The organism is Kitasatospora sp. NPDC057512, assembly GCF_042802135.1.
Lineage (GTDB): Bacteria > Actinomycetota > Actinomycetes > Streptomycetales > Streptomycetaceae > Kitasatospora.
The window spans coordinates 1-2,729 of record NZ_JBHVET010000936.1; the positions used below are offsets into that span (position 1 = coordinate 1).

Here is a 2,729-nt window from a genome sequence, read left to right on the forward strand (position 1 = left end):
GGACGATCCCGTCCGGCGCCCCTTCGCGGTTCCGAGGAGATCGTCAGCGGCCGCCCGCCGCACGGTCGGCCGCCTGGGCCTTGAGCGCGCGCTCGACGCCCGCCCGCGCCTCGACCACCTGGCGCCGCAGCGCCGGGGCCGGCTCGGCCGAGGCCAGCCACGCGTCGGTGGCCTCCAGGGTCGCGTCCGTCACCTGGAGGGCCGGGTACAGCCCGACGATGATCTGCTGCGAGATCTCGTGGCTGCGGGTCGCCCAGACGTCCTTGACCGCCGCGAAGTACTTCGCCGCGTACGGCGCGAGCAGCTCCCGCTGGTCGGACTGCTGGAAGCCGGCGATGACGGCCTCCTGCACATAGTTCGTCAGCTTGTCGGACTCCACCACCGACGCCCAGGCCTCCGCCTTGGCCTCGGCGGTCGGCCGGGCGGCGCGGCAGGTGGCCGCGTGCTCCTGGCCGGCCGCGGTGTTGTCGCGCTCCAGCTCGGCGGCGATGGCGGCCTCGTCGGCCCGGCCGGTGGCGGCGAGGCGCACCAGCAGGGTCCAGCGCAGCTCGGTGTCCACCGCGAGGCCCTTGATCTCGGCCGAGCCGTCCAGCAGCCCGGCGAGCAGGCCCAGCTGACCGTCCGTACGGGCGACCGCGGCGAGGGCGCGGGCCCAGGCCAGCTGGTGGTCGCTGCCGGGCTCGGCGGCGCGCAGGTGCTCCTCCGCGGCGGCGGCCCAGCGGTCGAGGCCCTGCTCGCGCCACTGCGGGTCGGTGTAGGCGTCGAGGGCGAGCTTGACCTGGCGGTGCACGGACTGCACCACGCCGATGTCGCTCTCGCGCCCGATGCCGGACAGCGCCAGCGCCAGGTAGTCGCGGGCGGCCAGCTCGCCGTCGCGGGTCATGTCCCAGGCCGAGGCCCAGCACAGCGCGCGCGGCAGCGACTCGGTGAAGCCGCCGAGGTGCTCGGTGACGACGGCCAGCGAGTCCTCGTCCAGCCGGATCTTGGCGTACGAGAGGTCGTCGTCGTTCAGCAGCACGACGGCCGGGCGGTGCCGGCCGACCAGCTCGGGCACCTCGGTGCGCGGGCCGTCGACGTCCAGCTCGATCCGGTCGGTGCGCACCAGCGCGTCGCCGTTCAGCTCGTACAGGCCGATCGCGATGCGGTGCGGCCGCAGCACGGCCTCGCCCTTGGCGCCGGCGGGCAGCGCGGGGGCCTCCTGGAGCACCGCGAAGGACTCGATCTCGCCGTCGGTGTTGAGCACGATCGACGGCCGCAGCACGTTGATGCCGGCGGTCTCCAGCCAGGCCTTGGACCAGGCCTTGAGGTCGCGGCCGCTGGCCTCCTCCAGGGCGCCGAGCAGGTCGCTGAGCCGGGTGTTGCCCCAGGCGTGGCGCTTGAAGTACGCCTGCACGCCCTGGAAGAAGGCGTCCTGGCCGACGTACGCCACCAGCTGCTTGAGCACCGAGGCGCCCTTGGCGTAGGTGATGCCGTCGAAGTTGACCTGGACGTCCTCCAGGTCGTTGATGTCCGCCATGATCGGGTGGGTGGACGGCAGCTGGTCCTGCCGGTACGCCCAGGTCTTCATCTGGTTGGCGAAGGTGGTCCAGGAGTGCGGCCACTTGGAGCCGGGGGCCTCGGCCTGGCAGACCGCCTCGGCGTAGGTCGCGAAGGACTCGTTGAGCCAGAGGTCGTTCCACCACTCCATGGTGACGAGGTCGCCGAACCACATGTGGGCGAGCTCGTGCAGGATCGTCGCGGCGCGGGCCTCGTACGCGGCGTCGGTGACCTTGGAGCGGAACACGTACTGGTCGCGCAGGGTGACGGCGCCCGCGTTCTCCATCGCGCCGGCGTTGAACTCCGGGACGAAGAGCTGGTCGTACTTGGCGAACGGGTAGGGGAAGTCGAACTTCTCCTGGAAGTAGTCGAAGCCCTGCTTGGTGACCTCGAAGACGGCCTCCGGGTCCAGGAACTCGCGCAGCGAGGGCCGGCAGTAGACGCCCAGCGGCACCTTCTGCTCGCCGTTCTCGTAGGTGTCGAAGACCCCGACGTACGGGCCGGCGACGAGCGCGGTGATGTAGGTGGAGATCCGGCCGGTGGGCTCGAACGTCCAGACCCGGGTGGCACCGTCGCCGACCGGCTCCGGGGTGGGCGAGTTGGAGACCACGACCCAGCCCTCCGGCGCGGTCACGGTGAACGCGAACGAGGCCTTCAGGTCGGGCTGCTCGAAGTTGGCGAAGACCCGGCGGGCGTCCGGCACCTCGAACTGGGTGTACAGGTAGGTCTCGCCGTCGACCGGGTCGACGAACCGGTGCAGGCCCTCACCGGTGTTGGTGTACTCGCAGTCCGCGACGACCCGCAGCTCGTTCTCGGCGGCGAGGCCCGGCAGCGGGATGCGGCTGTCGGCGAAGGTCGCCGGGTCGAGCCGCACGCCGTTGAGGGTGATCTCCTCGACGCTCGGGGCGACGAGGTCGATGAAGGTCTCCGCCCCCGGGGTGGTGGCGGTGAACCGGACCACGGTGGTGGACCGGAAGGTACCGCCCTCGCGGGCCGAACCGAGGTCGAGCTCGATGTCGTACGCGTCCACGTGGAGGAGGTCGGCCCGGGTGCGGGCCTCCTCACGGGTCAGGTTTGTGCCGGGCACTCGCTGCACTCCTTTGTCAGACTGATGGTCCGAATCCTCGCACGTCCAACGGACGGGGCGGCCGAAAAATCACAGGCGGGGCGGGCCCGGGCGATCAGCCCGTGCC

The 2,729-nt window shown here is 71.8% G+C and carries 1 protein-coding gene; it reads right to left on the reverse strand.

What is annotated here, in order from left to right:
• Positions 1-43: 43 nt before the first annotated feature.
• Positions 44-2,623 (reverse strand): aminopeptidase N, encoded by a 2,580-nt coding sequence (pepN, locus tag ACFU6K_RS35960; RefSeq protein WP_380670380.1) that lies wholly within the window; start codon positions 2,621-2,623, stop codon positions 44-46.
• Positions 2,624-2,729: the final 106 nt, after the last annotated feature.